Source organism: Mycolicibacterium confluentis (assembly GCF_010729895.1).
Classification (GTDB): domain Bacteria; phylum Actinomycetota; class Actinomycetes; order Mycobacteriales; family Mycobacteriaceae; genus Mycobacterium; species Mycobacterium confluentis.
Genome location: NZ_AP022612.1, coordinates 943,911 through 968,093, shown reverse-complemented (window position 1 = coordinate 968,093; position 24,183 = coordinate 943,911). Strand labels below are relative to the sequence as shown.

General features: G+C 67.6%; 23 protein-coding genes. 9 read left to right on the top strand and 14 right to left on the bottom strand.

Annotated elements, in window-relative coordinates:
* Positions 1-43: 43 nt before the first annotated feature.
* A complete protein-coding gene (locus G6N34_RS04595; protein ID WP_163645315.1) occupies positions 44-3,817 on the top strand; it encodes a multifunctional oxoglutarate decarboxylase/oxoglutarate dehydrogenase thiamine pyrophosphate-binding subunit/dihydrolipoyllysine-residue succinyltransferase subunit in 3,774 nt (1,257 codons plus the stop codon).
* A 67-nt stretch (positions 3,818-3,884) separates the two neighbouring features.
* On the opposite strand, the gene G6N34_RS04590 is transcribed toward G6N34_RS04595, so the two are convergent.
* Positions 3,885-4,253 (bottom strand): DUF732 domain-containing protein, encoded by a 369-nt coding sequence (locus G6N34_RS04590; RefSeq protein ID WP_085154061.1) that lies wholly within the window; start codon positions 4,251-4,253, stop codon positions 3,885-3,887.
* A gap of 132 nt (positions 4,254-4,385) precedes the next feature.
* Here G6N34_RS04590 and G6N34_RS04585 point away from each other — a divergent pair, with 132 nt between their 5' ends.
* Positions 4,386-5,216, top strand: coding sequence for an SDR family NAD(P)-dependent oxidoreductase (locus G6N34_RS04585; protein WP_085154059.1), 831 nt, complete (start codon positions 4,386-4,388; stop codon positions 5,214-5,216).
* Position 5,217: 1 nt separating this feature from the next.
* Here G6N34_RS04585 and G6N34_RS04580 read toward each other — a convergent pair whose 3' ends face one another.
* Together G6N34_RS04580 and G6N34_RS04575 are read right to left on the bottom strand one after the other, a co-directional pair.
* Positions 5,218-6,066 (bottom strand): glycine betaine ABC transporter substrate-binding protein, encoded by an 849-nt coding sequence (locus G6N34_RS04580; protein ID WP_407663260.1) that lies wholly within the window; start codon positions 6,064-6,066, stop codon positions 5,218-5,220.
* A gap of 12 nt (positions 6,067-6,078) precedes the next feature.
* Positions 6,079-7,257, bottom strand: coding sequence for an NAD(P)-dependent malic enzyme (locus G6N34_RS04575; RefSeq protein ID WP_085154055.1), 1,179 nt, complete (start codon positions 7,255-7,257; stop codon positions 6,079-6,081).
* 123 nt (positions 7,258-7,380) lie between these two features.
* Between G6N34_RS04575 and corA the strand changes: the two genes are divergently transcribed.
* Positions 7,381-8,484 (top strand): magnesium/cobalt transporter CorA, encoded by a 1,104-nt coding sequence (corA, locus tag G6N34_RS04570; RefSeq protein WP_085154053.1) that lies wholly within the window; start codon positions 7,381-7,383, stop codon positions 8,482-8,484.
* Between the two features lie 75 nt (positions 8,485-8,559).
* Here corA and G6N34_RS04565 read toward each other — a convergent pair whose 3' ends face one another.
* The 6 genes from G6N34_RS04565 to G6N34_RS04540 form a co-directional block, all read right to left on the bottom strand.
* Positions 8,560-9,165 (bottom strand): suppressor of fused domain protein, encoded by a 606-nt coding sequence (locus G6N34_RS04565; RefSeq protein WP_085154051.1) that lies wholly within the window; start codon positions 9,163-9,165, stop codon positions 8,560-8,562.
* Complete coding sequence (locus G6N34_RS04560) at positions 9,162-10,349, bottom strand: ABC transporter ATP-binding protein (RefSeq protein WP_085154049.1); 1,188 nt, start codon at positions 10,347-10,349, stop codon at positions 9,162-9,164. Before G6N34_RS04560 ends, G6N34_RS04565 begins: the two co-directional genes overlap by 4 nt.
* A gap of 2 nt (positions 10,350-10,351) precedes the next feature.
* The gene (locus G6N34_RS04555; RefSeq protein WP_085154047.1) at positions 10,352-11,197 is read right to left on the bottom strand and encodes a carbohydrate ABC transporter permease; all 846 of its coding nucleotides are present in this window, start codon (positions 11,195-11,197) and stop codon (positions 10,352-10,354) included.
* Positions 11,198-12,109: a carbohydrate ABC transporter permease gene (locus G6N34_RS04550; protein WP_085154045.1), complete on the bottom strand. Its 912-nt coding sequence runs from the start codon at positions 12,107-12,109 to the stop codon at positions 11,198-11,200.
* On the bottom strand, positions 12,106-13,497 hold the full coding sequence (locus tag G6N34_RS04545) for an ABC transporter substrate-binding protein (protein ID WP_085154044.1): 1,392 nt from the start codon (positions 13,495-13,497) through the stop codon (positions 12,106-12,108). The genes G6N34_RS04550 and G6N34_RS04545 overlap by 4 nt, the downstream gene beginning before the upstream one ends.
* Positions 13,498-13,666: 169 nt before the next feature.
* Positions 13,667-14,185 (bottom strand): YflT domain-containing protein, encoded by a 519-nt coding sequence (locus tag G6N34_RS04540; protein WP_085154042.1) that lies wholly within the window; start codon positions 14,183-14,185, stop codon positions 13,667-13,669.
* Positions 14,186-14,346: 161 nt separating this feature from the next.
* Between G6N34_RS04540 and G6N34_RS04535 the strand changes: the two genes are divergently transcribed.
* Both G6N34_RS04535 and G6N34_RS04530 read left to right on the top strand, forming a co-directional pair.
* Positions 14,347-14,703, top strand: coding sequence for a DUF4190 domain-containing protein (locus G6N34_RS04535; RefSeq protein WP_163645314.1), 357 nt, complete (start codon positions 14,347-14,349; stop codon positions 14,701-14,703).
* A gap of 4 nt (positions 14,704-14,707) precedes the next feature.
* Positions 14,708-15,346 carry a DUF4190 domain-containing protein gene (locus G6N34_RS04530; RefSeq protein ID WP_085154038.1) on the top strand — a complete coding sequence of 213 codons (639 nt, stop codon included), beginning with the start codon at positions 14,708-14,710 and terminating at the stop codon, positions 15,344-15,346.
* On the opposite strand, the gene G6N34_RS04525 is transcribed toward G6N34_RS04530, so the two are convergent.
* A complete protein-coding gene (locus tag G6N34_RS04525; protein WP_109788589.1) occupies positions 15,343-16,299 on the bottom strand; it encodes an HpcH/HpaI aldolase/citrate lyase family protein in 957 nt (318 codons plus the stop codon). The two genes, G6N34_RS04530 and G6N34_RS04525, sit on opposite strands and share 4 nt — an antisense overlap.
* A gap of 25 nt (positions 16,300-16,324) precedes the next feature.
* Between G6N34_RS04525 and G6N34_RS04520 the strand changes: the two genes are divergently transcribed.
* The 4 genes from G6N34_RS04520 to G6N34_RS04505 all read left to right on the top strand — a co-directional run bounded on the left by G6N34_RS04520 (position 16,325) and on the right by G6N34_RS04505 (position 20,815).
* A complete protein-coding gene (locus tag G6N34_RS04520) occupies positions 16,325-17,611 on the top strand; it encodes a magnesium transporter MgtE N-terminal domain-containing protein (RefSeq protein ID WP_085154034.1) in 1,287 nt (428 codons plus the stop codon).
* Entirely contained in the window at positions 17,608-18,138 is a 531-nt protein-coding gene (locus G6N34_RS04515; protein WP_085154032.1) for a DUF1003 domain-containing protein, read from the top strand. The genes G6N34_RS04520 and G6N34_RS04515 overlap by 4 nt, the downstream gene beginning before the upstream one ends.
* Positions 18,139-18,256: 118 nt before the next feature.
* A complete protein-coding gene (locus tag G6N34_RS04510) occupies positions 18,257-19,618 on the top strand; it encodes a lytic transglycosylase domain-containing protein (RefSeq protein WP_085154030.1) in 1,362 nt (453 codons plus the stop codon).
* Positions 19,619-19,675: 57 nt separating this feature from the next.
* On the top strand, positions 19,676-20,815 hold the full coding sequence (locus tag G6N34_RS04505) for an Mrp/NBP35 family ATP-binding protein (RefSeq protein WP_085154101.1): 1,140 nt from the start codon (positions 19,676-19,678) through the stop codon (positions 20,813-20,815).
* A gap of 88 nt (positions 20,816-20,903) precedes the next feature.
* Here G6N34_RS04505 and tatB read toward each other — a convergent pair whose 3' ends face one another.
* From tatB to sigE, 4 genes are all read right to left on the bottom strand, one after another.
* Positions 20,904-21,323, bottom strand: a complete 420-nt coding sequence (gene tatB, locus G6N34_RS04500) for a Sec-independent protein translocase protein TatB (protein ID WP_085154028.1) — start codon at positions 21,321-21,323, stop codon at positions 20,904-20,906.
* Between the two features lie 2 nt (positions 21,324-21,325).
* Positions 21,326-22,828, bottom strand: a complete 1,503-nt coding sequence (gene htrA / locus G6N34_RS04495; protein ID WP_085154026.1) for a serine protease HtrA — start codon at positions 22,826-22,828, stop codon at positions 21,326-21,328.
* A gap of 64 nt (positions 22,829-22,892) precedes the next feature.
* Positions 22,893-23,294: an anti-sigma E factor RseA gene (gene rseA, locus G6N34_RS04490; RefSeq protein WP_085154025.1), complete on the bottom strand. Its 402-nt coding sequence runs from the start codon at positions 23,292-23,294 to the stop codon at positions 22,893-22,895.
* Positions 23,295-23,422: 128 nt separating this feature from the next.
* Complete coding sequence (sigE, locus tag G6N34_RS04485; protein ID WP_085154100.1) at positions 23,423-24,172, bottom strand: RNA polymerase sigma factor SigE; 750 nt, start codon at positions 24,170-24,172, stop codon at positions 23,423-23,425.
* Positions 24,173-24,183: the final 11 nt, after the last annotated feature.

The following is a 24,183-nucleotide window of genomic DNA, read 5'->3' as shown; positions in this document are numbered from 1 at the left end:
CCGTAACGCGAAGCTACGAGATGAATTGAGGCGAGCAGCTGCTGTGAGCAGTACAAGTTCCCCATTTGGGCAGAACGAATGGCTGGTCGAGGAGATGTACCGCAAATTCCGCGACGACCCCTCCTCGGTCGATCCCAGCTGGCATGAGTTCCTGGTCGACTACAACCCCGAACCGGTGCAGGCCGGCCTCTCCGAGACCTCCTCCGCCAGCAACGGGCAGGTGGCCACCAGCGCCCCCTCCGCGCCGCCAACCCCCGCACCTGCGCCGCCGGCAGAGAAGCCGGCGACCGCCAAGCCCGAGAAGGCCGCCGATAACGCCGCCTCTGCCAAGGCTGCCCCAGCCAAACCCGCCCCCGCCAAACCCGCCGCCGCGAAGACCGAGAAGCCCGTGAAGCCTGCCGCCCCCGCCGCTGCACCCGCCGAGGCATCCGGCGATGAGACCCAGGTGCTGCGTGGCGCCGCGGCAGCCGTCGTCAAGAACATGAACACCTCGCTGGAGGTGCCCACCGCCACGAGCGTGCGGGCCATCCCGGCGAAGCTGATGATCGACAACCGCACCGTCATCAACAACCACCTCAAGCGCACCCGTGGCGGCAAGATCAGCTTCACCCACCTGCTCGGCTACGCGATCGTGCAGGCGGTCAAGAGCTTTCCGAACATGAACCGCCACTTCGCGGTCATCGACGGCAAGCCGAATGCGGTGACCCCGGCCCACACCAACCTGGGCCTGGCGATCGACCTGCAGGGCAAGGACGGCAAGCGTTCTCTGGTGGTCGCGGCCATCAAGGGCTGCGAGACCATGGCCTTCGGTCAGTTCATCGCGGCGTATGAGGACATCGTCCGGCGCGCGCGCGACGGCAAGCTCACCGCCGAGGACTTCTCCGGCGTGACGATCTCGCTGACCAACCCCGGCACGCTGGGCACCGTCCACTCGGTGCCGCGACTGATGGCCGGGCAGGGCGCGATCATCGGCGCGGGCGCCATGGAGTACCCCGCCGAGTTCCAGGGCGCCAGCGAGGAGCGCATCGCCGAACTCGGCATCGGCAAGCTGATCACGCTCACCTCGACCTACGACCACCGCATCATCCAGGGCGCGGAGTCCGGCGACTTCCTGCGCACCGTCCATCAGCTCCTGCTGTCCGACGAGTACTACGACGAGATCTTCACCGAGCTGGGCATCCCCTACGAGCCGATCCGGTGGCGCACCGACAACCCGGATGCGGTCACCGACAAGAACGCCAGGGTCATCGAGTTGATCGCGGCCTACCGCAACCGCGGCCACCTGATGGCCGACATCGACCCGCTGCGACTCGAGCGCGACAAGTGGCGCAGCCACCCCGACCTCGACGTGCTCACGCACGGCCTGACGCTGTGGGACCTGGACCGCGTGTTCAAGGTCGACGGCTTCGCCGGCAAGGAGTACAAGAAGCTGCGCGACGTGCTCTCGGTGCTGCGCGACGCGTACTGCCGTCACATCGGCGTCGAGTACACGCACATCCTCGAACCCGAGCAGCAGCAGTGGCTGCAGGAGCGGATCGAGGTCCGGCACGAGAAACCGACTGTCGCCCAGCAGAAGTACATCCTGAGCCGGCTCAATGCCGCCGAGGCGTTCGAGACCTTCCTGCAGACCAAGTACGTCGGGCAGAAGCGGTTCTCGCTCGAGGGCGCCGAGACCATCATCCCGATGATGGACGCCGCGATCGACCAGTGCGCCGAGCACGGCCTCGACGAGGTCGTCATCGGCATGCCGCACCGCGGCCGCCTCAACGTGCTGGCCAACATCGTCGGCAAGCCGTACGCGCAGATCTTCAGCGAGTTCGAGGGCAACCTCAATCCGTCGCAGGCGCACGGTTCGGGTGACGTGAAGTACCACCTCGGCGCGACCGGCACCTACATCCAGATGTTCGGCGACAACGACATCGAGGTGTCGTTGACGGCCAACCCGAGCCACCTTGAAGCGGTCGACCCTGTGCTCGAGGGGCTGGTGCGGGCCAAGCAGGACCTGCTCGACAAGGGCGACACCGACAGCGGCTTCTCCGTTGTTCCGCTCATGCTGCACGGCGACGCGGCGTTCGCCGGCCAGGGTGTCGTGGCCGAGACGCTGAACCTCGCACTGCTGCGCGGGTACCGCACCGGCGGCACGATCCACATGATCGTCAACAACCAGGTCGGCTTCACGACGTCTCCTGAGCACTCGCGGTCCTCGGAGTACTGCACCGACGTCGCCAAGATGATCGGCGCGCCGATCTTCCACGTCAACGGCGACGATCCCGAGGCGTGCGTCTGGGTGGCCAAGCTGGCGGTCGACTTCCGGCAGAAGTTCAAGAAGGACGTCGTCATCGACATGCTGTGCTACCGCCGCCGCGGGCACAACGAGGGCGACGACCCGTCGATGACGCAGCCCGCGATGTACGACGTGATCGACCACAAGCGCGGCGTCCGCAAGACCTACACCGAAGCCCTGATCGGCCGCGGCGACATCTCGATGAAAGAGGCCGAGGACGCGCTGCGCGACTACCAGGGGCAGCTGGAACGGGTGTTCAACGAAGTCCGCGAACTCGAGAAGCACGAGGTCGAGCCCAGCGAGTCGGTCGAATCCGACCAGGTCATCCCGCAGAAGCTGGCCACCGCGGTGGACAAGTCGGTGCTGTCCCGCATCGGCGACGCGCACCTGGCGATCCCCGACGGTTTCACCGTGCACCCACGGGTCAAGCCCGTACTGGAGAAGCGCCGCGACATGGCCTACGAGGGCAAGATCGACTGGGCCTTCGCCGAATTGCTGGCGTTCGGTTCGCTGGTCGCCGAGGGCAAGATGGTCCGGCTGTCGGGTCAGGACTCCCGCCGCGGCACGTTCACGCAGCGGCATTCGGTCGTGATCGACCGCAAGACCGGTGAGGAGTTCACCCCACTGTCGCTGCTGGCCACCAACGAGGACGGCACGCCCACCGGCGGCCGGTTCCTGGTGTACGACTCGGCGCTGTCGGAGTTCGCCGCGGTCGGCTTCGAGTACGGCTACTCGGTGGGCAACCCCGACGCACTGGTGCTGTGGGAGGCGCAGTTCGGCGACTTCGTCAACGGCGCACAGTCGGTGATCGATGAGTTCATCAGCTCGGGTGAGGCCAAGTGGGGCCAGACGTCGGACGTGGTGCTGCTGCTGCCGCACGGCCACGAGGGTCAGGGGCCGGACCACACGTCGGGCCGCATCGAGCGGTTCCTCCAGCTGTGTGCCGAGGGTTCGATGACCGTCGCTCAGCCGTCGACTCCGGCGAACTACTTCCACCTGCTGCGCAGGCACTCGCTCGACGGGATCCACCGCCCTCTGGTGGTGTTCACGCCGAAGTCGATGCTGCGAAACAAGGCCGCCGTCAGCGACGTCAAGGACTTCACCGAGTCGAAGTTCCACTCGGTGCTCGAGGAGCCCACCTACGAGGTCGGCGACGGCGACCGCTCGCTGGTCAAGCGCATCCTGATGTGCAGCGGCAAGCTGTACTACGAGTTGGTGGCGCGCAAAGCCAAGGACAAGCGCGATGACATCGCGATCGTCCGGATCGAGCAGCTGTATCCGCTGCCGCCGCGCCGCCTGCGCAAGACGCTGGAGCTGTATCCCAACGTCGAGCAGTACTTCTGGGTGCAGGAGGAGCCGGCGAACCAGGGTGCCTGGCCGACGTTCGGCTTGGCGCTGCCGGAGTTCCTGCCCGACATGCTGACCGGGATCAAGCGCATCTCGCGGCGCGCGATGTCGGCGCCGTCATCGGGTTCGTCGAAGGTGCATGCGGTCGAGCACCAGGAGATTCTCGACGAGGCTTTCGCCCAGTAGTCAAAAGAAATGTGCGGATCTGCAGCCTCAATCGCGAAAAAGGCTGCAGATCCGCACATTTTTTGCGTTAGAAGCCGAACAGACCCAGCGGAATCGGTGAGTCGCCGTTGGCGATCGAGGCCACCGCCCCGGGGCAGAACCACGTGATGGCCAGACCGGTGAACATGGTCGCGGGTCCGAGTGGCCTGCCGATCGACTCGGAGACCCTCCCGGCCACGTCGGCCATCTGCTGACCGGGTTCGGCAAGCATGGGGCACACCTGCTGGCCGACCTGCGTCGCCGTCGCCGGATCCAGGCCGGTGATCCCGGACTCGGTCACGGCGTTGAAGAACGCGTCGGTCTCAGGGTCGGCCTGAGCGGGAGAGGCGACGGACAGGCTCAGCGCGAGGCCTGCGGCGGCCAGCGAGCCTGCGGTCGCAATACGGATGCACTTCATGATGTGGGCATCGTATGCCGGATGGTGCTCGTTACCGAGCCGAACGACTGCCCCCTACCCCGAGAGGTACCGGCGGTATCGGGTAGCGTGACTGGCCAACTGGACGCGTAGGCCGAAGCGAGGGAGTTCGCCATGGAGGGGTTCGCCGGAAAAGTCTGTGTCGTGACGGGGGCGGGGTCCGGTATCGGACAGGCTCTGGCCATCGAACTGGGCCGTTCAGGAGCCAAACTGGCCATCAGCGATGTCGACATCGAGGGCCTGGCCAAGACCGAAGCAGAACTGAAGGCGATCGGCGCACCGGTCAAGGCCGACCGCCTCGACGTCACCGAGCGTGAAGCGTTCCTGCTGTACGCCGACGAGGTCAAGGCGCACTACGGCAAGGTCAACCAGATCTACAACAACGCCGGCATCGCGTTCACCGGCGACGTCGAGGTCTGCGACTTCAAGGACATCGAGCGGATTATGGACGTCGATTTCTGGGGCGTCGTCAACGGCACCAAGGCCTTCCTGCCGCACCTCATCGAGTCCGGCGACGGGCACGTCGTCAACGTCTCGAGCCTGTTCGGCATCTTCTCGGTGCCGGGTCAGTCGGCGTACAACGCCGCGAAGTTCGCCGTCCGCGGCTTCACCGAGGCCCTGCGCCAGGAGATGATCACCAAGAAGCGCCCGGTCCAGGTGACCGCAGTGCACCCCGGAGGCATCAAGACCGCGATCGCGCGCAATGCCACCGCGGCCGAGGGACTCGATCCCAAGGAATTGGCCCAGGAGTTCGACCGCAAGCTCGCCCGCACCACTCCGGAAAGGGCCGCCACGATCATCCTTGAGGCCGTCCACAAGAAGAAGGCCCGCGTCCTTGTGGGCGCTGACGCCAAGATCCTCGACGTCATCGTGCGGATCACCGGATCGGGCTACCAGCGGCTGTTCTCAAAGGTGCTCAGCAAGGCCGCACCCAACGTGCACTGATCTAGCGGCCCAGCGGGTTCTCGACCAGCCACGCGTCGGCGACGGCACGTGGATCCGCACCGTCGTCCACCTGCTGACGCATCTGCTTGAGCGTCGCGGTGTCGAGCACGCCCGCAACCTCGTTGAGGGCCAGCACCTGCCGTGCGGTCAGCTCATTTCGCCGATACAGCGGCACGGCGTTCTGCGCCTGAATCAGCGACGGCTTGCCGTCGGCCAGCGCGACGACCGTGCCGGGCACGTCGGGATCAGCCGTCGTGGCCCAGGCGATGTTGATCTGACCGCCCGACAGCGCCTCGAAAAGCTCAGCGCTGCTGCCGAATTCGCGCGGTGGCGCGAGCCTGCACTTCCCCACCGCCGCGGGGACGACGGCGCCGCGCAGCGCACCCGCGCGAATCTGCGTGCAGTGCTTGACCAGGATGGGCAGATCCCGCCCACCCCACGCGGTGGCCGTGCCCTCGGTGACGACGGCGGCTGGTTTGTCCTCGGCGGCCGTGGCGAAATCGCCCGCGCCGACGCCTTCGGGCAGCACCCCGACCATGGCCTTGTAGACCTGCTCATCGCCGGCGCCCCGAGTGCCGGGGGCGAACGTCTGCAGCAGCTGACCGGTGAACCCGGGCACCACGGTGACCTCGCCGGAGTCCAGCGCGCGCAGCGGATCCGGAAGCTCGACGACGTGCGCGGGTGTCCCGTAGTAGCGCAGCGCCGCCGCGTACAGGTTGGCCAGCAGCACGGACTCCGTCGAGGAGGTGGCGCCCACGGCCACCGAATGCGGTGGCGTCTGCGGACCGCCACAACCGACCAGCAGCAGGGCCAGCAGACCCCACAGAATGGTCGGCCGCAGCGCGCGGATGCAGCTCAGGGGCTAGTCCTCGTCCTCGTCGACCGCAGCGGCCACCGCTGCGGCGACTGCGGGTCCGACCCGCGGATCCAGCGGGCTCGGCACGATGTGCTCAACCGCCAGGTCGTCGCCCACCACGCTGTGGATGGCTTCGGCAGCAGCGACTTTCATCTTCTCCGTGATCCGGCGGGCCCCGGCGTCCAGCGCCCCGCGGAACACACCGGGGAAGGCCAGCACGTTGTTGATCTGGTTCGGGAAGTCACTGCGTCCCGTGGCGACCACCGCGGCGTACTTGTGCGCGATGTCGGGGTGGATCTCGGGATCCGGGTTGCTCAACGCGAACACGATGCTGTTGGGCGCCATCGTCGCGATGAGCTCCTCTGGCACCACACCGGCCGACACACCCAGAAACACGTCGGCGCCGTCGAGGGCCTCCGCGAGGCCGCCGGTGCGTCCGGCGGGGTTCGTGCGCTCGGCCAGTTCGGCCTTGAACGAGTTCAGGTCGTCGCGCTCGCGGTGCACGATGCCCTTGGAGTCCAGCACCGTGATGTCGGTGATACCGGCGGCCAGCAGGATGTTGGCGCAGGCGACGCCCGCGGCACCGGCGCCAGAGATCACCAGGCGCAGCGAGGCCATGTCACGGTTGAGCACCTTGGTGGCGCCCAGCAGCGCCGCGAGGACGACGATCGCCGTCCCGTGCTGGTCGTCGTGCATGACCGGGCAGTCCAGCGCCTCGATCACGCGGCGCTCGATCTCGAAGCAGCGCGGCGCGGAGATGTCCTCCAGGTTGACCGCGCCGAAGCTCGGCCGCAGGCGGATGAGCGTCTCAACGATCTCGTCGGGATCCTTGGTGTCGAGCACGAGCGGGATCGAGTCCAGCCCACCGAATTCCTTGAACAGCGCGCTCTTGCCCTCCATGACGGGCAGCGACGCCGACGGACCGATGTCTCCGAGGCCCAGCACCGCGGTGCCGTCGCTGACCACGACCACCAGACGGTTTGCCCAGGTGTAGCGCTTGGCCAGGGTGGCATCGGTGGCGATCGCGCGGCTGACCTGCGCAACGCCCGGGGTGTAGGCGATCGAAAGCGCACGCTGGGTGTCCAGCGGCGACTTCAACTCGACTGACAGCTTGCCGCCGACATGGGCGTCAAAGATTTCCTCGTCCTCAATGACGAGATGCGGGGTGCTCACTGTTTCAGCCACCGCGTCAGGTTACTTGACCCAACATCCTCACCGGGGACGGTTCCCCCCTCGTGAGGAGGAGGTGTGGGTGGGGGCGCGTAGCATCACCAATGCACTCCACGGCAGAAGCGGGGAGGTAGGTCCATGCCATCATTTCGTGCGCTTCCGCCGTCGTTGACCGGCGCCAATCGGACGCCGGGCCAAGGGATCGACGCCAAGCCGATCCCTGTCCCCGTGTCGCGCGCCATGGTCGACTGCGCCGTCTACGTCGACGGCACCCGCCAACCGGGCAAGTACACCCACGCCGCGGCCGTCGAGCGCACCCGCGAACTGGTGGCCGCGGGCCAGAACGCGTTCGTGTGGATCGGGCTGCACGAGCCCGACGAACACCAGATGCATTCGGTCGCAGACATTTTCGGACTGCACCCGCTGGCCGTCGAGGACGCCGTGCATGCCCATCAGCGGCCCAAGCTCGAGCGTTACGACAACACCCTGTTCCTGGTGCTCAAAACCGTCAACTACGTCCCCCACGAATCTGTGGCGCTGGCCCGCGAGATCGTCGAGACCGGCGAGATCATGGTGTTCGTCGGGTCCGACTTCGTGGTCACGGTGCGGCACGGCGACCACTCCGGCCTGGCCGGCGTGCGCAGGCGGTTGGAGGACGAATCCAAACACCTGGCGCTGGGCCCGTACGGCGTCATGCATGCGATCGCCGACCACGTCGTCGACACCTATCTCGAGGTCACGCAGCTGATGGAGTGCGACGTCGACGCCATCGAAGAGGAGACGTTCTCCTCGACCGCGAAGACCGACATCGAGCAGATCTACATGCTCAAGCGGGAAGTGGTCGAGTTGCGCCGCGCCGTCGCGCCACTGTCGGTGGAACTGGGCCGGATCAACTCCGAGTTCAAGGATCTGATGACCAAAGAGGTGCTGCGCTATATGCGCGACGTCCTCGACCATCAGACCCGGGCCGCCGACCGGATCGCCAGCTACGACGAGATGCTGACGTCACTGGTGCAGGCCGCGCTCGCCAAGGTCGGCATGCAGCAGAACGTCGACATGCGCAAGATCTCGGCGTGGGTCGCGATCGCGGCCGTGCCCACGATGATCGCCGGCATCTACGGGATGAACTTCGACCACATGCCGGAACTCGACTGGACGCTGGGCTATCCCTCGGTCCTGCTGTTCATGCTGCTGGTGTGCGCCACGCTGTACCGCATTTTCCGCCGCAACCACTGGCTCTAGTTCTCTTGCCGAGCAGACGCACACTCGCATGAATTCCGCCCGCTTGGGGCGATTGTGTGTCTGCGCGCGGGAGGGTTAGACGCGGGCGGGGTCGAGAACATCGGTGCCGTCCTGCTCCCAGGTGCGACGCAGTTCGTCGGCCCCCTTGAGCCGAACCCACGCGGCCTCGTTCCCCGTGATCGGCACCGCCGTCAGGAACTGCACGGGATCCATGGGTGCGGGCCGGGGCAACTCGGGGATCTGCGGTTCCCCCAGCAGCACCGCGGAAAGCGGCGCGTGGCCGGGTTGCGCCGCCCACAGCGCAGCACCGAGATCGATGAGGGCGTCGGGCAGCAGCACGATGCCGTCGACCGCGGGTGTCGCGGCCAGCAGTGCCACCGTCCGCGCGATGCCCGGCGTCGGGATGGTCGGACGCAGGCTCACGACGACTTCGGCGCGGGGCCCTCGGACCGGGTCGGCGGTCGGGGCCGTCGGGTCCCCCATCGGATGACGCGAGCAGCCCAACGACACATAGTGCACGACGCCGTCCAGGCCGGGACGGGGATCGGGCCCGAACCGCAGCACCGTGATGGGTTCGACGCCGAGGAACGTCACGCTGGCGGAATCCGGCTCGCCGCCGATTCCCGCCTGCGCGAAATGCTCGATCAGGTGGGCGCGAACGTCGTCGAGAACCGAGGTCACCTGGCTCCGGGCACCGGCAGCGTGAGGTTCACTCCGGAGTCGGCGTCGAACACCAGGACCTTGGACGACTCGAATGCCAGGGTGAGCGTCTGGCCCGAGGCCGCGGTCGAGTCGGTCGACACTCGCGCGACGAAATCATTGGCGCCCGAACCGGATTCGGCGGCCAACTCGGCCAGCTGCTCGGCGCGCGCGCTGTCCCCCGCCGTCGTGAAGTACACGTACTTGTCGGCGCCGAGCGACTCCACGAGATCAACCGTGACATCGAAGGTCAGGGCGCGGATGCGCTGGTAACCGTCGATCAGCGCGGCGTCCTCGAACTGCTCGGGCCGCACGCCCACGATGACGTTCTTCGGGGTCGGATGCGACGCGATGCTGTCGAGCGCCTCCTGCGTCAGCGTGACCTCGCCGAACGGCAGTCGGACACCGACATCCGTGAGGGTGGCCGGGAAGAAGTTCATCGACGGCGATCCGATGAACCCCGCGACGAACAGGTTCGCCGGCCGGGAGTACAGCTCGTCGGGGGTGCCGATCTGCTGAGCCACACCCGCGCGCATCACCACGACGCGGTCGCCCAGCGTCATGGCCTCGGTCTGATCGTGGGTCACGTAGACCGTCGTGGTGCCCAGTCGCTGCTGCAGGCGGGCGATCTCGCCGCGCATCTGCACGCGCAGCTTGGCATCGAGATTCGACAGCGGCTCGTCCATCAGGAACGCCTTGGGATTGCGCACGATCGCGCGGCCCATCGCGACACGCTGGCGCTGCCCACCGGAGAGCTGCGAGGGCTTGCGGTCCAGGAGTTCGGTCAGGTCGAGGATCTTCGCGGTGTCCTCGACCTTCTTGGCGATGTCGGCCTTGGCCGCCTTCGCCAGGGTCAGCGGAAAGGCGATGTTCTGCCGCACCGTCATGTGCGGATAGAGCGCATAGGACTGGAACACCATCGCGATGTCGCGGTCCTTGGGGGCCTTCTCGTTGACCCGTTCGCCGGCGATCGTCAACTCGCCCGAGGAGATGTCCTCCAGGCCCGCAATCATGTTCAACGTCGTGGACTTGCCGCACCCCGACGGCCCGACCAGGATGACGAACTCGCCGTCGGCGATCGTGAGCGACAGATCCTTGACGGCATCCCGCACACCCTTGCCGTCGGCGTAACTCTTGGTCACATGCGACAGGACAATCTCGGCCATCGCTACCCTTTCACCGCACCAGAGGTCAGTCCGGCGACGATGCGCCGTTGGAAGATCAGAACAAAGATGATGATCGGCACCGTGATCACCATGGCACCGGCCGCGATGGAACCCGTGGGCTCCTCGAACTGCGAACTGCCGGTGAAGTTGGCGATCGCCACCGGTGCGGTGATGGCCGACTTGGTGGCCGTCAGCGACAGTGCCAGCAGCAGGTCGTTCCACGCGAAGATGAAAACCAGGATCGCGGCCGTGACGATGCCGGGCGCGGCCAATGGCGCGATCACCTTCCGGAAGGCCTGGGCGGGCGTGGCGCCGTCCATCTTGGCGGCCTTCTCGAGGTCCCACGGGATCTCGCGGAAGAACGCCGACAGCGTGTAGATCGCGAGCGGCAGGGCGAACGTGATGTAGGGAATGATCAGCCCGAGCCAGGTGTCGAACAGCCCGATGGTGCGCCACAGGTTGAAGATCGGTGTCACCAGGGAGATCTGGGGGAACATCGCGATCAGCAGGGCCATCCCGACGAGGACCTTCTTGCCCGGGAAGTCCAGGCGCGCCACCGCATACGCGGCCATGCCGCCGATCACCACAGCGACGAGGGTCGTGATGAGCCCGATGCCGATGGAGTTGATCAGCGCCGAGTTGAACACATTGGTGTTTCCGCCGACAAAGATGGCCTTGTAGTTGTCGAACGTGATCTCCGACGGAATCAGCTTGCCGTCCTTGACCGCTGAGGTCGGCTTGAGCGACAGCGACAGGATCCACAGCACCGGCAGCATCGCGTAGATCACCACGACGATGTTGACGATGGTCCAGCCTGCGGCCCGACTGGGAGCCACCCGCTCCGACATCTAGCGCACCTCGCTATCGGAACCCGGCGCCGAGGCGCCGAACAGCTTGATGAAGACGAACGCGATGATCGCGACGCATAGGAACACCAACACGCTGATCGCCGAGCCCAACCCGATCGAGAAACCCTTGAACAGGTTGTCGTAACCCAGGATTGAGACCGACGCGGTGTTGTTCGAGCCGCCGGTCAGAATGTAGATGTTGTCGAAGATGCGGAATGCGTCCAGCGTCCGGAACAGCAGTGCCACCAGGATCGCCGGCTTCATCAACGGCAGGATGATCCTGGTCAGCCGCTTCCATCCGCCTGCGCCGTCCACCTGGGCCGCCTTGAGCAGGTCGTCGGGCACCAGTGCGAGACCGGCGAGCAGCAGCAGCGCCATGAACGGCGTGGTCTTCCACACCTCAGCCAGGATCACCACGGCCAGCGACGGCCATTGTTCCGTCAGCGGCGCGGCGCCGTCGGGCAGCAGGTTGGCCAGGTAGCCCGTGCCGGGCGTCCAGGCGTAGTACCAGCTGTAGGCGGCCGCCACGGTGACGATCCCGTACGGGATCAGGATCACCGTGCGCACCAAGCCTTTTCCGAAGATGGTGCGGTGCATCACCAGCGCCAGTGCCATGCCCAGCACGAACTCGATGGCCACCGAGATCACGGTGATCAGGGTGGTCACCAGAAGCGCTGTCCACCAGTAGCCGTCCGTCAGGACCGTGACGTAGTTGCTCAAGCCGACGAACGTCGTGTCGTCCGGTTCGGCCAGGTTGTAGCGCTGCAGGCTCAGCCACACGGCGTACCCGATCGGGTACGCCGTGACCGCCACCATGAGGAAGACCGCGGGTGCGATCAGCCAGAAGGCCAGTCGCCGTTCGGATCTCTTGTCGTCGGTGAGCTGCCCGGGCGCGGGCGCGGTGACCGTCACGGGATCAGTCCTTTGCCGTCGATCGCCTTCTGGACCTGCTCGGCGAGTTCATCGGCGGTGCGCTCGGGATCGATCGCACTGACAGGAGCCAGCGTCGCCGACATCATGGTCGACACCGGTTGATACAGCGGCGTCGCGGGTCGCACGGCAGCGTTGGTGAGCTGATCCTGGATGATCGCGTACTGCGGGTACTTCTTCTGGAACGCCGGATCGGAGTACAGCGAGGTCCGCACCGCAGGCAGGCCGCCCTCGATCGAGGTGAACCGCTGGTTCTCGACACTGCGCAGGCACCGGACCGCCTCGAAGGCCTCGGCCTTGTGCTTGGTTGTCTTCGCCACGGCCAGATTGAGCCCGCCGAGCGTCACGCGGGCCGGTTCGCCCTCGCGCACAGCGGGGTACGGCGCGAAGCCGAACACCTTCTGGCTCTCGGTGTAGGCGATGTCGAACTGCTCATCGGTCGGCGAGAAGGTGCCGACGTCGTTGATCGCACCCTGGAGTTCGGGCCGCTCGTTGAGCGGAAGGTACGACACACCACCCTTGACGGCGTTCTCCAGCATCGACGGAAGCACGAAGGGCCAGTTGACCTCCAGCGCGGCGTTGCCCTGCTCGAGCGCGAGTCGCGCGGTGCCCTCGTCGGTCTGAGTGATCGACGGGTCGGCGCCCGGTGCGGTGGCCACGGCCTTCATGATCGACAGCGCCTTGACGGTCGCCTCACGGTGCTCGGGGGTGTCGACGAGTGTCACGGTCTTGCCGTCGTCGGACAGGACCTGTCCGCCCGCGCTCTGCAGCAGCGTGTTGAACCACACCACGAGGCCCTCGTACTGCTTGGCCTGCACGGCGATCCAGCTCGGCTTGCCCTCGGAGTGCAGGCGGGTGGCCTCGGCGACCATGCCGTCCCACGTGGCCGGCGGCGCGTCCATGAGATCGGCCCGGTACCAGAGCAGTTGGGTGTTGGTCGTGATCGGCGCGGCGTACAGCTTGTCCTGCCACTTCGCGGTCTCCAACGGACCGGGCAGCGTGTTCGACATGGCGTCGGCCTCGGCCTCGCCCGTGGGATCGTCGGAAAGCGGCAGCGCCCAACCGGCCTCCGCGAACTCAGCGGTCCACACCACGTCGAGAGCCATCACGTCGAGCGTGCGGTCGTTGCCCGTCAGCCGCCGCGCCAGCTGCAGGCGCTGATCGTCAGCGCCCTTGGGCAGGCTGATCTGCTGGATCGTGAACTTCCCGCCGAGTTGTTCATTGCAGCGTTTGGCCACGGCCGTGAACGTCGCGGTCTCGCTGGCCGGCGTGTAGTAGCTGATCACCAGCCCGTCGGAGGATTCACCGCACGCCGAAACCGTCGAAGCCACAGTCAGTGCCGCCACTGCGCCGGCGCCAAATCTCCACATGCGGGTACGCAGACCCGTCGAGCGTGCGCACGCTGTCACGAACCGCTCACACCGCCTCTCGGCTTCGGCCATCGGGTTACTCCCGCGCCAGAACCGTAGAGCCACGGCCACGTGACATGCAACACCTGCGCCAGGCGCGTCGTAATTCGACGACGCGCAGGCGCACGGATCAGATCTGCAAGCGCGCCAGCAGGTCCCGCCCCTGCTCGGCGTTCTTCGGGTCGCAGAGGACGTCATAGCGGCCGGCGACGAGCTGCATCGTGGAGCTGAAATCGCGTGTGCCGCGCGCCATCGCGTACGGAATCGCAGAGCTGATCAGACCGAAGAAGACACCCGCGATCAGGCCGGTGAGCAGCGCCGACCAGGGATTCTCACTGAAGAAACCGAGCACCAGGCCGATGAAGATGCCCAGCCAGGCACCGGTCAGCACACCGCCACCGAGCACCTTGGGCCAGGACAGCCGGCCCGTCACCCGTTCGACCTGCATGAGGTCCACCCCGACGATCGTGACCTGCTGGACCGGAAACTGTTGATCCGACAGGTGGTCGACGGCGCGCTGGGCTTCGGCGTACGTCGGATAGGACGCGATCGGCCACCCTTTCGGCGGGGTGGGCAGACCGACGGGCCTACGCGCGCCGGAAGCCGGTGTGGCGCCAGCGGGAGATCCCGGCTGGAATGGACTGGTCATCGTTGGTCATTCTCCTCTTCAGATGCCCGCGGTGCCACCCGTTCGAGCCGATCGGGCGGGGCGGGCCGAACCGCTTTCCGGCTCAACGAACTCAAGCCGCCCATAGTGCCTGCCTGCGACAAGACCACCGCGCTACCTGCACATACGCTAGGTTTATCACCATGACTGCGGCGGATGGCGAACCCGGCCGAAATCCGCATCCTTCGGACATTGGGCGCACCCCGCCGGCCTCGCCCGCCGGGCAGTTCACGCCCAATCCATTCGGCGCGGGCAGTGCCCCGCCACCGCGTTCGGGCACCAATGCGCTTGCGGTGGTGTCGTTGGTGTCCTCGGTAGCCGGCCTCGCGCCGTACTTCGGCGGTCTGCTCTCGATCGTCGGCATCGTGCTGGGCACCATCGCGCTCAATCAGATCAGGCAGGCGCCCCAGGGCGGCTACGGGTTGGCCGTCGCTGGCATCGTGGTGGGAGTGGCCACCTTGATCATCGGCCTGATCTGGACCATCTACGCAATGCGATGAGGATATGACGACACCACCACCCGGCACCCCCGGTGACCCCAACGGCGAGCAGTCACAGCCTGATCCCTACTCGCCGGTGGACTATCCGGCGTATCCCCCTCCGCCGTCGGCCTATCCCCCGCCGCCGAGCTACCCCTCGTCCTACCCCCCGCCACCGTCGGGCGGCTACCCCCCGCCGCCGTCCAGCGGCTACCCGCCGCCACCGGCGGGGGCCTACCCGCCACCGCCGTCGGGCTACCCCGCGTCCTATCCCCCGCAGCCCTCAGGCGGCTACTCCGCACCGGGCGCGTATCCGCCTGCGGCAGGCGGATATCCCGCGCCGTACCCGGGTTCGGCGAACCCCTATGACCCCTACGGTCAGCAGCGGCCGACGGGCACCAACACCATGGCCATCGCGTCGCTGGCGACCTCGGCCGGCGGTTTGGTGCTGACCCTGCTCTGCTGCGCGTTCATCGTCGCGCCGATCGTGGGCATCGTGCTCGGGGTCGTCGCGCTGAACCAGATCAAGACCACAGGCCAACCGGGCCGCGGTCTGGCGATCGCGGGCATCGTGGTCGGCGCGCTGACCCTCCTGCTCGCCCTGATATTGGTGATCGCGGTCGGCGCAGTGGGGTTGAACTCGCCCGACTACTCGTCGATTTAGCTCGGCGGCGTGAAGGGCGCGCCCTGACGCTGCATACCCGCGGCGCGCCCCTTCGCCGCGATCACCAGAGCCATCTTGCGGCTGGCCTCGTCGATCATCTCGTCGCCGAGCATCACCGCGCCGCGTGCGCCGCCCGCGGAGGACGTGTGCCACTCGTAGGCCTCGAGGATCAGTTCGGCATGGTCGTAGTCCTGCTGGCGCGGGCTGAAGATGTCGTTTCCGGCCTCGATCTGGTCGGGATGCAGCACCCATTTGCCGTCATAGCCCAGCGCGGCCGAGCGACCCGCCACACGCCGGAACCCCTCGACATCGCGGACTTTCACGAACGGCCCGTCGATCGCCGCGACCCCGTGGGCGCGCGCCGCGATCAGGATGGACATGAGCACGTGGTGGTGTGCGTCGCCGATGTCGTAGCCCTCGGGCTGGCCGCCGACCTCCAACGTGCGCATGTTGAGACTCGCCGCCATGTCGCCCGGGCCCAACACCAGCGCGTGCACGCGCGGGTGCGCGGCGATGGCGTTGATGTTGGTCAGGCCCTGAGCATCCTCGATCTGGGCGTCGATGCCGATGCGGCCCACCTCGAGTCCGTGGCTCAGTTCGAGCTGGGTCAACAGCAGATCGAGTGCGGTGACGTGGGCGACCTCGGTCACCTTGGGCAGGATCACCACGTCGAGGTGCTCCCCCGCCGCGGCGACGACTTCGATGATGTCGGCGTGCGTCCACGGCGTGGTCCAGTCGTTGACCCGCACACCACGCAGTTGACCGGCCCAGCCCGGCTCGGCCAACGCCGCGGCCACCTCGGCGCGCGCCGTGGCCTTGGCCTCGGGCGCGACCGCGTCCTCGAGGTCCAGGAAGACCTCGTCGGCGGGCAGCAGCTTGGCCTTGTCGATCATCTTGCGGCTGCTGCCGGGCACCGAGAGACACGTCCTGCGGGGTCGATACGCGCTATTCACGGTTCCACTCCTACCCTTAACACTCATGGCGTCCGTCAACAGGGTCTACGCGGCACGTCTGGCTGGGTTGGTGGTGCTGGGACCCGACGGGGAGTCGCTGGGCCGGGTCCGCGACGTCGTCATCAGCATCAGCATCGTGCGCCAGCAGCCCCGCGTACTGGGCCTTGTCGTCGAATTGCTCACGCGGCGAAGAATTTTCGTACCCATTCTGCGGGTCACGGCGATCGAACCGCACGCCGTCACCCTCACCACCGCCAACGTGTCGCTGCGCCGCTTCGTCCAGCGTCCCGGTGAAGTCCTGGTGCTCGGGCAGGTGCTCGACACCCGCGTACAGGTCAACGATCCCGAGTACGAACAGCTTGCCGGCATCGACCTGACCGTCGTCGACCTCGCGATCGAGCAGATCCGGTCGCGCGATTGGCTCGTCACGCGGGTCGCCGTCCGCAGCCAGCGCCGGTTGGGCCGGCGCAGCAACGTCTACGTGGTCGACTGGCAGAACGTCTCCGGCCTGACGCCGTCGGGGCTGGCCATGCCGGGCCAGGGTGTGGCCCAGCTTCTGCACCAGTTCGAGGATCAGCGGCCCATCGAGGTGGCCAACGCGATCCGCGAGTTGCCGCGCAAGCGCCGCAACGAGGTCGTCACGGCCCTCGACGACGAACGGTTGGCCGACATCCTGCAGGAGCTGTCCGAGGACGAACAGATCGACGTGCTGCAGTCGCTGGACACCGAACGGGCCGCCGACGTGCTCGAGGCGATGGATCCCGACGACGCCGCCGACCTGCTGGGTGTGCTGAACCCGACCGAGGCCGAGGTGCTGCTGGCCCGGATGGACCCCGAGGATTCCGACCCGGTGCGCCGCCTGCTGCAGCACTCCCCCGACACCGCGGGTGGCCTGATGACGTCGAACCCCGTCGTGCTGGCCCCCGACACGACCGTGGCCGAGGCGTTGGCGCGGGTGCGCGACGCCGACCTGTCGCCGGCACTGGCCTCGTTGGTATTCGTGGTGCGTCCCCCCACCGCCACCCCGACGGGCCGGTACCTGGGCTGCGTGCACCTGCAGCGCCTCCTGCGCGAGCCACCCGCGGCCCTAGTCAGCGGGATCGTCGACGCCGATCTGCCGAGCCTGGAGCCGGACATGTCCCTGGCAGCCCTCACCAGGTACTTCGCGGGCTACAACCTGGTGTGCGGGCCCGTCGTCGACGAGGAGGGGCACCTGCTGGGCGCCGTCACGGTGGACGACATCCTCGACCATCTGCTGCCCCACGACTGGCGGGCCAGCGAGGGTGAGCCCGAACTGGACACGGCCCCATGAGCGACTCGACTTCACGCGGACGTCTCGACACGCCGCGCACGTCCCGCTTCGCGCCCCGTGTTGATGTCGAGGCGGTCGGCCGGTTCAGCGAGAACATCGCCCGGTTCCTGGGTACGGGGCGCTACCTGGCCTTCCAGACCATCTTCGTGATCGTCTGGATCGCGCTGAACCTGTTCGCGGTCGGCCTGGAGTGGGACCCCTACCCGTTCATCCTGTTGAACCTCGCGTTCTCGACGCAGGCCGCCTACGCCGCACCGCTGATCCTGCTGGCGCAGAACCGTCAGGAGAACCGCGACCGCGTCTCGCTCGACGAGGACCGGCGTCGCGCCGAGCAGACGAAGGCCGACACCGAATACCTGGCCCGCGAGCTTGCCGCACTGCGCCTGGCGATCGGCGAAGTGGTCACCCGCGACTACCTGCGCCGCGAACTCGAGGAACTGCGCGACATGCTCGAGGCGCTGCAGCCTGACCGCACCGACGAGAAGCCCAAGTCCGGCAAGGGCGACGGGGGCAAAAAATCCTCGTGATCTGGGCAGCAGAGCAGTTGCGAGACCATTGTCGCCACAGCCGTCACAAGACTATGTATGGTGACTTGGTTCACAACTGGAACAACGAGACTCATCTGGCAGCAACGAGGACGGTCGAGTGCGCATAGGCGGAGGCTCGGGTGAGCGCCCGGCCCTGGCGACGGCTCTGACTTCCGCGCGCGGCCGACTCTCCCGCGTCGCACATTCACCGGTCATCGGCGTCGGGATCATCACCCCGCTGGTCCTGGCCGCGGCCGTCGGTGCGTCGGGCCCGACGCTGGCCCCCAACGACGACAACGTTTACGACACCGACGTGACGCCCATGGTCGCGGTCGCACCCACGCCGCGCGACACATCGGGTCCCACCGTGATCGCCGTCGCGCGGCCTCCGACACCGTTCCACGTCGCCAAAGCGAACGTGTCGGCCCCACCGCCCAGCGTCGTGGTGTCGGCACCCGGCGCCATGCGCATCCCCGCGATCGCGCTGAGCGCCTACCGCAACGCCGAGTCGATGATGACGCGCGCGTACCCGAACTGCGGCGTCAGCTGGAACCTGCTGGCCGGCATCGGACGCATCGAGTCCGGCCACGCCAACGGCGGCGCCACCGACACCCGTGGCAACCCCGTCAACCCGATCTACGGCCCCGCGCTCGACGGCACACTGCCCGGCAACGAGGTCATCGTGCAGAGCGTGCAGGCCGGGCGCGTGACCTACGTCCGGGCAATGGGCCCGATGCAGTTCCTGCCGGGCACCTGGTCGCGCTACGCCTCCGACGGTGACGGCGACGGCAAGGCCGACCCTCAGAACGTGTACGACGCCGCGCTGGCCGCGGCCCGCTACCTGTGCAGCGGCAACATGAACCTGCGCGATCAGAACCAGGTGCTGACCTCAATCCTGCGCTACAACAACTCGATGGCCTACGCCCGCAACGTGCTCGGCTGGGCCGGGGCCTACGCGACCGGCGTCGCTCCGCTCGATCTGCCGCCGATCAACGGAACTCCGCCGATCGCCGACACCCACATCGAGGCGTTCGAGGGCATTCAGGGGTTCCAGGGCCTCGGGCCGGATCTGCCGGGGACCAGCCTGAGCAACCCGATCGGTGAGCTTCCGGTGTTCAACCTGACGCCGACCGACATGGCCAACCAGCTGCCCGTGCCGCCTGGCCCGGCCGCGACGGGCGCGGGCACCGCACCCGACTCGCCCTGTGCGGTGTTCTGCATCGGCGGCAACCCCGCGCAGACGCCCACGCCCGCGGCGCCGCCGCCCGCGCCGTTCCTGCCGCCGTGGATGGCTCCCCCGCCGCCGCCACCGCCGCCGGCGGCCGCACCGCTGCCCGCGACACCACCGCTGCCGGGCATGCCCGGTGCACCGGTGCCAGCACCGGTACCGGGTCCGGCTCCGGCCGAGTCAGCACCCCCAGCGCCGGGCTCCGCCTCACTGGGACCGCTGCCCGGGCCCGCGGAGGCGCCGGCCTCCTGAGGCCGTCGACGCCTGCGCTGAAAATCGGGTCAGCACCCCCCACTAGACTCCGTGGTGATGACTGAAACCTCCGATCTCGCCGGGGCCGTGCGCACTGCGCTGGCCAAGGTGATCGATCCTGAACTGCGCCGCCCCATCACCGAACTCGGGATGGTGAAGAACATCGACGTCGACGCCGACTCGGCGATCCACGTCGAGATCTACCTGACCACCGCGGCCTGCCCGAAGAAGACCGAGATCAGCGAGCTGGTCACCCAGGCCGTCGCGGACGTGCCCGGCACCGGTGCGGTCCGGGTCAGCCTCGATGTGATGAACGACGAACAGCGCGCCGAGCTGCGCAAGCAGCTTCGCGGTGACGCGGCCGAACCGGTCATCCCGTTCGCGCAGCCTGGATCTCTGACCCGGGTGTACGCCGTGGCCTCCGGCAAGGGCGGTGTGGGCAAGTCCAGCGTCACCGTGAACCTGGCCGCGGCGATGGCCGCCCGTGGGCTGTCGGTCGGTCTGCTGGACGCCGACATCTACGGCCATTCGGTGCCACGCATGATGGGCACCAACGACCGACCCACGCAGGTGGACTCGATGATCGTGCCGCCCGTCGCGCACGACGTGAAGGTCATCTCGATCGCCCAGTTCACCCAGGGCAACACGCCTGTGGTGTGGCGCGGGCCGATGCTGCACCGCGCGCTGCAGCAGTTCCTGACCGACGTCTACTGGGGCGATCTCGACGTGCTGCTGCTCGACCTGCCGCCGGGCACCGGGGACGTCGCGATTTCGATCGCGCAGTTGATCCCCAGCGCGGAGATCCTGGTTGTCACCACGCCGCAGTTGGCGGCCGCCGAGGTGGCCGAACGGGCGGGCGCGATTGCGCTGCAGACGCGGCAGCGCGTCGTCGGCGTCGTGGAGAACATGTCCGGACTGGTGCTGCCCGACGGCACCACCATGCAGGTGTTCGGCGAGGGCGGCGGCAAGCAGGTCGCCGAGAGCCTGAGCCGGTCGGTGGGCGCCGACGTCCCGCTGCTGGGGCAGGTGCCGCTGGATCCGGCCCTCGTGGCCGCAGGCGACACCGGTGTGCCGCTGGTGCTGTCGGCGCCGGACTCGGCTGCGGGTAAGCAGCTCCGGAGCATCGCCGACTCACTGTCGGAGCGCAAGCGGGGCCTGGCCGGCATGTCGCTGGGATTGGACACCACCCGCCGCTGAGCGCCGCCCGCATTCTCTCGCCGAGACTGCGGTGGCCGCGATCAGCAGCGCGGAAATTCGCACTCCCCGCAGTGTCGGCGGGAAGGACTCAGGTGGCGTCGGGGTCGAACTTCGTCGGGCCCGGCGTGCTGGGCTCGACGGCGGGCGTCGGCGAGGGTGCCGACACGGGCTTGACGGCGGGACCGTTCGACGTCGGCGATCCCTTCAGCTCATCGACGTCAAAGGCCTTGAAGACCGAATCATCGCCCTCAAGAAGGTGTTTGGTGATGGCGGCCCGCGGGGTCATCCCCCGCAGCCGGTTCAACTCGGACAGCGGCTCACGCAGGTCGTCGAACTCGGGGCCGAGATCCTCGCGCAACTGACTGGTGGCGCCGCTGACGTAGTCGCGCGCCTGGCGCAACGCACCGGAGGTCCAGCGGATCGCACCGGGCAGACGTTCCGGGCCGAGGACCACCAGGCCGATGATCACCAGCACCAGCATCTCGCCCCAGCCGACATTGGCGAACATGTCTAGCCGTCCGCCTGCGGAATGACGCGCAGGGTGACATGCCTGCCGTCGCGAACGACCTCGATGTCAGCCTCTTCACCCGGCTTCAACTGCCGCACGGCGACGATCATCTCGTCGGCGTCCGCGACCTTGCGATCTCCGACCCGAACCACCACGTCATTCTCCAGGATGCCGGCCTTCTCCGCCGGGCCACCCGCCTTGACGTTGGCCACCTGCGCGCCGGACGCCAGGTCGTTGCTGACCGACCGAGCGCTCAAGCCCAGCGTCGGGTGGTTGATCTTGCCGTCCTTGATCAGGGTCTGGGCGGTGTACTTCATCTCGTTGACCGGGATGGCGAAGCCCAGACCGCTCGCACTGTCGGACAACGACTTGCCCGCAGTGTTGATGCCGATGACCTCGGAATTCATGTTGATCAGCGGGCCACCGGAGTTGCCGTGGTTGATCGAGGCGTCGGTCTGGATTGCGTCGATGACGGTGTCGGTGTCGGATCCGTCGCCGGACAGCGGGACAGGCCGGTGCAGCGCGCTGACGATGCCGTGGGTGACTGTGCTGCGCAAACCCAGCGGTGCGCCGGCCGCGATGACCTCTTCGCCGACCTTGACCTTGTCGGAGTCGCCGAGACGCGCCACGGTCAGGTTGTCGACGTTGTCCACCTTGAGCACCGCGAGGTCCGTCTTGGGATCACGGCCCACGAGATTGGCCGGCACGACCTTGCCGTCGTTGAAGACGACGTTCATCTTGTACTGGCTGGGGTTGGTCGCGGCCTCGGAGATCACGTGGTTGTTGGTGACGATGTAGCCCTCGCCGTCGATGACGACGCCCGAACCCTGTGCACCGGTCTTGTCGCTGACCGCCTCGATCGTGACGACCGAATCGGCGACCGAGGCGGCCACGCGGGCGAACTGTCCCGGGGGAAGCTCGTCGCCGCCGCTGGTCTCCAGGACCACCTTGGAGGTCGTGAAGGCCTCCGCGACCGTGGCCGTCTTCTGCCCGATCCAGCCTCCGACCAGGCCGATCGCCAGCGCCATGGCACCGAGGATGGCCAGCACCCCGTAGGACACGCTGCGCCCGAACAACACATCGCGCACGCCGAGCTTGGTCGGGACGAATGCGGCTGCGGTCGCGGGCTGCGCATCGACGGCCGGCTTGCCGGGGGCCACCTGCGCCGAGGGGTTACGCCACGGATCTTCGGGCTCCTCGGGACCCTGCCCCTCGGCCTCGAGCGCACCCGCGTCGATCGGATGGCGCTGCAGGGACTCCGCGCCCGAATAGGGGCGGCCGAAGGCCTGCGCCAGAACGGCGTCGGGCGGCAGGTCTCGGGGCTGGAACTCGTCGGACTCGCGGAATTTCGCCGACCGCACGTTCTCGGCGATGAACGAGCCCTCCACGCCGTCGGGCCTGCCGAACACTCGGCGAGACGCGTCATCGACGGGTGGTCTGGTGACAGGCCGAGGGGCCAGGCGAGGGCCGCTCGACCCCGGCGCGGAGTCTTCGTTAGGGCTCAAGTCATCCTCTTCTTGCGCTCACGAGATGCGGCCGGGCCGCGTCCCGGCGCCGACCGTGCCTAGCCTACCGGCGACGACGCCGGTCCCGAGCGCGGTCTTGCGCCAACTGATCGGCAACCGGCTGCTGCACATCGTCGGGCGGCGTCAAGGGAGCGTTGGGGATCTGCGACAGCGTGGTGAACAGGGTGCTCGGCATGCTCACCGGCCACGAGTCCCGCAGCGCCTCACGAGCCTGCCGTTGCGCGTCGACCTCGGCGGCACACTGCGGGCATAGGGACAGGTGGTGAGCCGCCCGCAGGTGCGCGTTCATCCTCAGCTCGCCGTCGACGTAGGCGGCGACGGCCTCGCTCGACAAGTGCTCGGTGGAACCGAACTGCCGCGGCGCGCCGACGGGCGCGTCGCTCTGCGAGGCGAAGTGCGCGGGGACCCAGGAGAACGCACGGCGGAACAGGTGTCCACGATCCATCGTCACCTGCGCTCCTCCTCCCGCTGTGCGTCCGCGCCGGGCGGACCGGCCAGATTCACCTCGAATGTAGCGCGCAACGCGCTGCCCTTGATAGCGATACGACATCATGATCGGTCCGATTCGGTGAATCAGGCCGGCTCGGCCGTGCGGTTCGCCTCGGCTGCCAGGAAGTCGCGGATCGCCTGGCGACCACGGTGGATGCGACTGCGGACGGTGCCCAGTTTCACACCGAGCGTGGCGCCGATCTCCTCGTAGGACAGACCTTCGATGTCGCACAGGACGACGGCGGCGCGGAACTCCGGCGGCAGTGCGTCGAGCGCGGCCTGCAGGTCAGCATTGAGCCGCGCATCGTGATAGATCTGCTCGGGGTTCGGGTCATCAGCCGGGACGCGGTCGTAGTCATCGGGCAGCGCCTCCATGCGGATGCGACTGCGCCGCCGAACCATGTCCAGGAACAGGTTCGTGGTGATGCGGTGCAGCCAGCCCTCGAAGGTTCCGGGCTGGTAGTTCTGCAGCGACCGGAAGACCCGGATGAAGGTCTCCTGCGTCAGGTCCTCGGCGTCGTGCTGATTGCCGGAGAGCCGGTAGGCCAGGCGGTACACGCGGTCGGCGTGCTGGCGCACCAATTCATCCCATGAGGGCATGGTGGCCTTGTCGCCGGTGGCGTCGAAGACGGCGGTGCCCTGCGGCTCATCGGGCGTTTCGACGAAGTGATCGGTGTCCTGCTCGAGGTGAGCCATGGTGGTCGGGGCCATCATCGTGGTGGTCGTCAGATCCTCCCGGTCACGGCTGGGGCCTGATGCCCGCAGACGACGAACGTCATCGGCAACACCCGCAGACTGCGGGGTATTCCCGGACCAGCGTTCGCCGCGTTCCATGCGCATACCCT